The 8425-nt window shown below is 54.8% G+C and carries 5 protein-coding genes; 2 read left to right on the top strand and 3 right to left on the bottom strand.

From position 1 onward, the window contains the following. The first annotated feature begins 247 nt into the window (after window positions 1-247). Together MHM85_RS18050 and MHM85_RS18045 are read left to right on the top strand one after the other, a co-directional pair. Window positions 248-919 (top strand): response regulator transcription factor, encoded by a 672-nt coding sequence (locus tag MHM85_RS18050; protein ID WP_199448462.1) that lies wholly within the window; start codon window positions 248-250, stop codon window positions 917-919. Window positions 920-948: 29 nt separating this feature from the next. Continuing rightward, entirely contained in the window at window positions 949-2271 is a 1323-nt protein-coding gene (locus MHM85_RS18045; protein ID WP_127401876.1) for an ATP-binding protein, read from the top strand. Window positions 2272-2399: 128 nt separating this feature from the next. Here MHM85_RS18045 and MHM85_RS18040 read toward each other — a convergent pair whose 3' ends face one another. Genes MHM85_RS18040 through MHM85_RS18030 form a run of 3 tightly spaced genes read right to left on the bottom strand, consistent with a single transcriptional unit; the run spans window position 2400 to window position 8137 of the window. Beyond that, a complete protein-coding gene (locus MHM85_RS18040) occupies window positions 2400-5597 on the bottom strand; it encodes a CusA/CzcA family heavy metal efflux RND transporter (RefSeq protein WP_239286572.1) in 3198 nt (1065 codons plus the stop codon). Window positions 5598-5611: 14 nt separating this feature from the next. After that, on the bottom strand, window positions 5612-6895 hold the full coding sequence (locus MHM85_RS18035; protein ID WP_239286573.1) for an efflux RND transporter periplasmic adaptor subunit: 1284 nt from the start codon (window positions 6893-6895) through the stop codon (window positions 5612-5614). A gap of 21 nt (window positions 6896-6916) precedes the next feature. Then, the gene (locus tag MHM85_RS18030) at window positions 6917-8137 is read right to left on the bottom strand and encodes a TolC family protein (RefSeq protein ID WP_239286574.1); all 1221 of its coding nucleotides are present in this window, start codon (window positions 8135-8137) and stop codon (window positions 6917-6919) included. Window positions 8138-8425: the final 288 nt, after the last annotated feature.

The following is an 8425-nucleotide window of genomic DNA, read 5'->3' as shown; positions in this document are numbered from 1 at the left end:
CCACTCGGAACTGGACACCGCGCCGGACGGTCTGGCTGAACCCGGACCGGGAAGACCCGCTGGTTCAACGCGATCAGCGATTAGAAGCCGCCTGATTCCAGGTTCCAACAAGCTTGACAGGCATCGCTCGCAAGAGCCAACCTGGACAACGCTAATAACCGGCTTTTCAGATCCTGATTCCTTCGTTACTGTTACAATCCATGGCAGACTGGCGAAACTTTCCCACCTCGAAAAACGGCGCTTACAAATGAAAATTCTGATTGTTGAAGACAATGCTGTACTTGCCAAAAAAATATCGGGCTGGCTTGCGCAGGCGCACTACACAGTAGATATCGCCAAAACCGGCAAAGAAGCGGACTCGTTGATTGAAACAAGCTCCTACCAGGCCGTTATTCTCGATATCGGACTGCCCGATGAAAATGGACTTTCTTTAATGCAAAGATGGAGAAAAAACGGGAAAAAAGAGGCCATCCTTATTCTGACCGCACGCTCCAACTGGACTGAGAGAGTAGAAGGGTTGAATGCGGGAGCTGATGATTACCTTCCCAAACCGTTTGAGTTTGATGAACTGAAAGCCCGGCTCAGTGCGATTATCCGCAGAAAGGACGGCAGAACGACAGACCAGATCAGTGTTGACGGATTCAGTCTCAACGCCAGCTACCGAACGTTTACCACGCCCGACCAGAAAGAGTTCAGACTGACAGCTACGGAATTCCGCCTTTTACAGTGTTTCCTCCGTTCACCGGACCGGGTGTTTTCCCAGGACGAACTGGTTGAATCCCTCTACAACATAGAAAGATGCCCCACCAGAAATGTCGTTCAGGTTTACATAACCCGGCTTAGAAAAATAATAGGGGTCAATAAAATAAAAACATTGCGTGGCCAGGGCTACTACTTCGAAAAAGATCCTAACCGCTGAACGCCCGAGTGAACCAACCAGGTTAAAATATGTCTGCTCCGAAAAGTATCCGCAGAACAGCCATTCAGTATGGTGCTGTTTTCAGCCTCGTATATTTTACTCTGATATTCTTTTCACACACCTACGTGATAAAGCAACTATCGGACGAGTCCAGGAAGCAACACCTGAACAAAGAGCTGGAAAACTTTCAGGCAATCATTGAGGCTGAATCCCCCACAACCGACGACCTCAGCAACATGATCAATCAGTTTGAAATGCTTCTGGGGCATGCCATCGTCATCGAAACGGCTAGCGGAAGCGTCCTGGCGAGCCCGAACTTTGACCAGAGCCAACTGCAGGGCGCTGCAGAGAAGCCCGAGGGTTTCATCCACATAGCGCAGGGTGCGAACACGCTTTTCGGGCTCAAACGCATTTTCTCCGCCAGTGAAAAACTGGCCTCAATCAGCGTTCTTGAAACCGAGGGGGCGCTCTCTGAACGACCGCTGAAGGCCCACCTGACATTGCTCGGCGCCTCGGCCGTTCTTCTCGCGATACTGCTGGCTCTGATTGGAACCACCACACATCTGACGTTAAAGCCCATCAGTAAGATAAAAGAGGATCTGAGACGGCTCCAATCCGGGAAACAAAGTCGTCTGAACCCTCACGTACCGGAAGAGTTTCGTCCGCTGATCCGCCAGCTCAATGATTTGCTTGAGCTGTCAAACCGGCGTCTGGACCGCCACCGCCGCCTGAATTCTGATCTCTCTCACCTGGTCAAAACCTCTATCTCTGCCAATCTTGCCATTTTGTCGGACATCGACACCTTGCCTCCGTCCCGGGAGGATATTGTGTTTATGACCTCTAACTTGCGGGAGCTTGACAAATCCCTGAACTACCGGATGAGCAAGGCAGACATATCAGGCAGACAGATGGGACGAACGTGCATGCCGGTTGAAATCACGGCAAGTGTCATCACCGTCATGGAAAAAATATTCCCTGATACGGTTTTCCGCCTCCACACCACCTTACCCGAAAACTTCAGTTGGCCAATGGAGCGGCAGGATCTTTCAGAGCTGCTTGGCAATTTACTCGAAAATGGTGGAAAGTGGTGCCAGACAACCGTCGACGTTACAATCGTCCGCACGTCATCAGGACTCTCCATAGAAGTAACGGACGATGGCCCCGGAATTTCTCCCGAGGCGGCAGCCACTGTCATGGACAGGGGCACCAGGCTGGATGAAACGGTCGCCGGATTTGGGCTCGGATTGTCCATCGTGTCCGAGATTGTCGAAGACAACCTCGGACACCTGGAAATCGGATCCTCGAAAAACGGAGGAGCCAGGATTATGATTTTACTGCCGTTTCCGGACTAGCGAGACCACTCATCATGACACATCCGGCCTTCAGGCTCTCGGCTCTGCTCCGGAGGTTGCCCGTGAACGAGCTCACCGGACAACATGAACTCATCCACTTACAGACTCCCTGCGGCCTTCCCTATGTTCTACCGCTGAATATCACCCACCTTGGCTCTCGAAAAGCGACCGAACAGAACCGGCAAAACAAAGAGTGTCAGGAAAGTTGCAGTCACGAGACCACCAACAATCACGCTGGCCAGTGGCTTCTGGATTTCCGCTCCCACGCCCGTCGACAACAGCATCGGTATCAAGCCGAGCGCCGAGGTTATTGCTGTCATCAAGACAGGACGTAAACGGGAGACGGCACCTTCAAACACCGCGGCATCCACGCTTAACCCATCCTGTATTCGCTGATTGATGCTTTCGACCATAACGACCCCGTTAAGCACCGCCACACCAAACAGTGTGATAAATCCAACGGAACTGGGCACTGAAAGATACTGACCGGAGATCCAGAGTGAAAAGACGCCACCAATAACGGCAAGCGGCACGTTGACCAGAATCAACAATGCTTGACCGACCGAACTGAAAGCAAAGTACAGCAACAGCGCGATCAGGCCCAGAGATACAGGAACCACAATGGTCAATCGCTTCTGAGCTCGCTGCTGGTTTTCGAACTGACCACCAATATCCACCGAATATCCGGGGGGAAGGTTCACGTCTGACGCGATGATATCCTGAATATCGGCAACCACACTGCCCATGTCACGACCCTGCACATTGGACTGAATGACCACACGGCGCTGAACGTCGTCGCGGCGCACCTGGGGCGGGCCAGACTCAATAGACACATCGGCCACATCACCAAGTCTCACCCAGGCTCCGGACGGCGCCTGTAACCTGAGATCGGCAATAGCATCCCGGTCTTCCCGGAAACGTTTGGCCAAACGCACATAGATATCATACCGCTCGTTGCCGTTGATGATCTGGCCCGCAGCGGCACCACCCAGTCCGTCCCGGACGACGCTCATCACATCAGACACGGCGAGTCCGTACCGGGAGAGTGCCTGACGGTCAGGCTGAACCACCAACTGCGCTTCACCAGCAATCTGCTCCATGGCCACATCCCGTGTTCCCTGAACTGTTCGGACCGCCGCTTCAATCTGCTGACCTTTCTCCGCCAGTACGTCGAGATCCGGGCCAAAAAGTTTGATGGCCAACTGCGCACGAACACCTGACAACAATTCATCAACCCGGGTCGCGATAGGCTGAGAAAAGTTAAACAGTAGCCCCGGGTGCTGTTCGAGCTTCTCCTCAAACAGGGCCTGCAATGCATAGCGATTACTGGCGCTGGTCCACTCGGCTGTTGGCTTAAGGCCGATATAGATCTCGATGTTGTTCACGGGCTCCGGATCGCCGCCTATTTCTGCTCGGCCAGCCCTGGACAGAGCGTAAGTCACCTCTGGAAACTCCATCAGCATGGCCTCCAGTTTTGGCGCCACTTCAAGCGCCGTATCAAGGCTTGATGAAGGGGCCAGGGTCACCCGGAGGTTAATCGTTCCCTCTTCCAGTTCAGGCACGAACTCCGTGCCGAGTCGTGGCACAACCAGCGCCGCCAGCACAACAAGAACAGCCGCCGCGCCAACAACCACGCGGCTATGCTTCAGTGACCAGGCAAGCCCCATGCGATAGAGCTTTTCCAGGGGTTTTAGAATGAAGCTTTCCCGCTCCCGGATACCCTTACGGAACATGTATGACGCCAGCGCGGGTACAACCACCAGAGCGACGATCACCGCCGACACGATAGCCAGCATGATGCTGATTGCCATTGGCTGGAACAGCTTGGCTTCCACACCTTCGAAGCTGAACAGAGGCATGAAAACGACCAGGATAATCGCCGTCGCGAAAAAAATCGGCCGCGCCACTTCCCGGCCGGCTTCCTGGAGACGAAGGGCAATGCCATGATCATCGTGTGACGCGTCCAATGGATCGGGGTCATCTCCAGCCAACTCATCCCGATGGGCGTCATGCTCAGCATCAGGATGGGTCAGATGCTTGAACATGTTCTCAACCATAACAACAGAGCCATCCACCAGCATGCCGATTGCCACAGCAATACCGCCCAGAGACATCAGGTTGGCCGAGAGACCGAACCAGGCCATGATCATCAGGGCAATCCCGATGGAAATCGGTATTGAAAGCAGCACCAGCGTTGTTGCCCGCAGATTCATCAGGAACAGGGCAAGCACGATCGCAATAAACACAAAAGCCAACAGAAGCGCATTGGTCACCGTCTCTACGGCCTTGGTCACCAGATCCGCCTGGTTGTAATAGGGCTCAAAACGAACCCCACTCGGAAGCGCCTGATTTATGCGATCAATGCGGGCCTCGATGCCGTCGATGGTGGCTTTTGTGTTGGCCCCCATTCGTTTGAGTACAATGCCAGAAACCACTTCACCCAGTTGTTCAACCTGACCGGCTTCATCCTTCCGGGTCATGGTTACCGCACCCTGGCGAATTTCAGTGCCCAGCGCTACCTCGGCGACATCGTTCACTGTCACTGTAATGCCATCACTGGTTTTAACGGGCACCTGACGGATCTGCTCGAGCCCCTGCTCGCCATTACCCAGCCAGCCCATACCGCGAATAACCAACTGCTCCTGCCCGCGGCCCATATACCAGCCCCCAACATTGGAGTTGTTGTTCTCCAGGGCTTCCATGACATCGTTCTGTGATAAGTCATAGGACAGCATTCGCGCCGGGTTCAGGTTAACCTGGTACTGGCGGACCTCTCCGCCAAACGACAGGATTTCCGTAACCCCTTCAGCCGGTATCAGCAACAGTTTGACCAGCCAGTCGTGCAAGCTGCGCAATTCCATTGCGTCGTACCCCGAATCCGGGTCCGCTATCAGCAAGTACTGGTAGACCTGGCCAAGACCGGACGTATTCGGCCCCATTTCAGGCACCCCGACCCCGTCCGGAATCAGCTCCCGCGCGGCCTGCAACCGCTCGAAAACCAGTTGGCGCGCGAAATAGATATCCGTGCCCTCTTTAAAGACCACGGTGACACCAGACAACCCGGTTTTGGAGATGGACCGAACCTCCTCAACATCCGGCAACGCATACATCACCGCTTCAATGGGATAGGTGATCAGCTGCTCGACTTCCTCAGCCGCAAGTCCGGGCGCCTCTGTATTAACAGCGACCTGGACGTTTGTAACGTCGGGGAAAGCATCAAGATTCAGTTTTGGTATCTGAAACGCGGCCGTGGCGATAAGCACTGCAAGCGCAATAAGAACCAACAGGCGGTTCTGAACCGCCCAGTCGACAACTCGGTTGAACATAATGGCTCCCGGAATCAGTGGTTGTGCGGATCAAAGCCGCCTTTGGCAATCTCAGAGGCCACAAAAAATGCGCCCCGCAAAACGACTCGTTGGCCCGCAGCCAGGCCGGAAACCTCACGGAGCCCGCCAATTGAGCGGCCCAGTTCCACTTCCACGGGTTCATACTCGCCTTCGGCCTCTTCCACATAGACCGTCCAGTCGCCGTCCGCGCCACGCATCAATGCAGTCTCCGGCACGGCAAGCACCGGCTCGCTGGTCTTAAAACGAAAATACACATCTGCGAACATTCCTGGATGAAAACGATCTTCAGGATTGTCCAGCTCCAGCCTGACAATCCGCGTGCGGGTCACAGGATCAATGGTGTGGGCTTCCTGGGACACCGTTGCCACGCCCACACGACCCGCTGCCCTGACTTCGGCTTCCGCGCCCTTCTCTAGAACAATGTCGGAGCTTGCTGGCAGATGGGCTTCTACCCAAAGCTCACTCTCATCAGCAAGAGTCACCAGCGGCTGGCCAGCCTCAACTCTTTGTCCTTGCTCAAACTCATCGGTCAGTACTGCACCATCCACGCGAGCCCTGAGCATGTATTCACCGAGACTATCCACCCCGCTGGCCTTCAACGCACCAATGTCATCATCGTTCAGCCCGTAAGCAAGCAGAGTCGCCCTTGCTGCTTCAATGTTGGCTTTCGCTGTATTGAACCGCTGATCGCCAACCACGGAACGACCCAGCCCGCTGATTCGCTTCCATTCAGGAAAAGCTTTCCTGTAATCCGCCTGCGCCTGTGCCACCGTCTCACTGAACAGGGTTACCAGCGGCTGGCCCTTGGTTACGTGCTCACCCAGTTCCACGTGACGCCGCAGCACCACTGAGGCAACCCGGGGGGACACGTGATAGCTGGTATAGCCGTTGGTCAGCAGCTCACCGGGAGCGTAGATTTCATAGTCAACGTGCTTGCTTTCGAGGGTTGCTACTTCAATGCCGGCGAGCTCTTTCTGTTTGGCATTGATGCTTGCGGTAGTTGCTTCTTCATGGCCACCGTTCTCGTCTTCGTGGCCGTGCCCCCCTTCCTCTTCATGATCACCTTCCTCCTCATGCTCACCTTCCTCCTCATGCTCACCTTCTTCACCATGATCTTCCTTATACTCGCCCTCCTCACCGGTGACTTCCTGATGATCGTCGCCACTGGCAGCATGATCATGACCGGCTTCCTGATGAGCATCTTCCTCTGCCTGTACAAAAGAAAGTGGGGCTGTAAGCAACGTCAATGCGAATACAGAAATCAGAGTTTTTTTCATAATGAATATCCAGTTTCCAGACTAGTATTGGAAGAGGGTGATCAGTTCGCCAGACTGACTCAAGAGCTCAATCAGACCCAGTTGCGCCAGCTTTTCCAGTTCAATACCGGTTTTCAGGCTCTCCGCGCGCTGGCCCAGCGCCTGGAGATACTCAGAGGTGGAGAGGTCGCCGACCTGCCACTGCTTCTCAAGCAAATCGGCACTTCGCTGTACACGCCCCTGGGACAGTTCTTTCCATCGACGGAGTTGCTTGTCGTATCGCTTCCAGGCAGCTCGGGCGCCCGCCAGGTCGTATTGTTGTTTCCGGTAGAGCGCCTGAAACCGCGCTTCGGCCTCCAGAGCCCGTCGATTCGCAGCCCGGATTTCAGCGCTGTAGTTATTACGGACGTTCAGAGGGATCGAGAATGTGAGGCCAACCACGTTCTCGCCGCCGTCACGCCCTCCGCTCAGCCCTACTGTCGGCGATGCTGTCGCTTTGCGTCTGGCAACCTCTGCCTCACTTTTCAACACCTGCCACTTGGCTCGAGCGGCTGCAATTGACGGGTGTGCCAACAGATCAGCCTCACCAATCTGGGACTCCAGCGCTGACCAGATATACTCGGGGATCCCCCCATCCTGAGGCCTCCAGTCCGGCAGACGTTCTCTAACCTGAGTTTCTGCCCGATCAACTGCGGCCTTTGCCTGGGCGACTTCGCTCAACTGACGGGATAGATTTAAAAACAGAAGCTCTGCGTCGGCACGCCCCAGATCACCTGCCTGCTGGCGCTGTTCAACCTGGTCCAGCAAGGCATCCAGACGGTGTTGCTGGGATTCCGCAATTTCTTCGGCACGCGTCGCCGCGCGCCACTCGACAAGCGCAAACAGCGACTCGGACGTTTGTGCCAAAACCGCTTCGTTCAAATCAGCTTCAGCGGAAAGCCTGATCAGCTTTGCCTTGTCCTTTAGCGCACCCTGTTGATCAGACCAATCGATCGTTTGTGACAGCCCTGCCTCAAAGTTGTTTTCACTGCCCGTTCTGTCTGCTCCAACAGACAGCTCCGGGTTATACAGCGGTTGTTCGCTTGCCTCAGCATCCTGATTCCGGGCTGCCGCCTGCTCTGTCGCCGCCATAACATCCGGATGTTTGCTTATCTGGCCAGTGAGCCAATTTGTCCAATTCACAGTCTCCGCTTGACCGAACAGAGGAATGGACAATAGTACTGAACACAGCAACGCTCTGGGCGAGTGCTTGCTTGCCTTCATCGACTTTCTCCCGAAGGGGTAAATAGCCACAATTCATGGGCGCGAGACGCCCATGACAAGGTAGGTAGAGGTGGAGATAGTAAGTGAAAAGGTTGAAACGAACTTGAATTCGAAGCGTCATCCACAAAAGGGGTATACGGATTTAATGGTTGATGGGGCACCGATGCCTGTCAAGCTTGTTGGAACCTGGAATCAGGCGGCTTCTAATCGCTGATCGCGTTGAACCAGCGGGTCTTCCCGGTCCGGGTTCAGCCAGACCGTCCGGCGCGGTGTCCAGTTCCGAGTGGC

The sequence above is a fragment of the Halomonas sp. McD50-4 genome (assembly GCF_022348135.1).
Classification (GTDB): Bacteria; Pseudomonadota; Gammaproteobacteria; order Pseudomonadales; family Halomonadaceae; genus Vreelandella; species Vreelandella piezotolerans.
The sequence above is the reverse complement of the archived record's forward strand: the minus strand, read 5'-3'. Positions and strand labels throughout refer to the sequence as shown.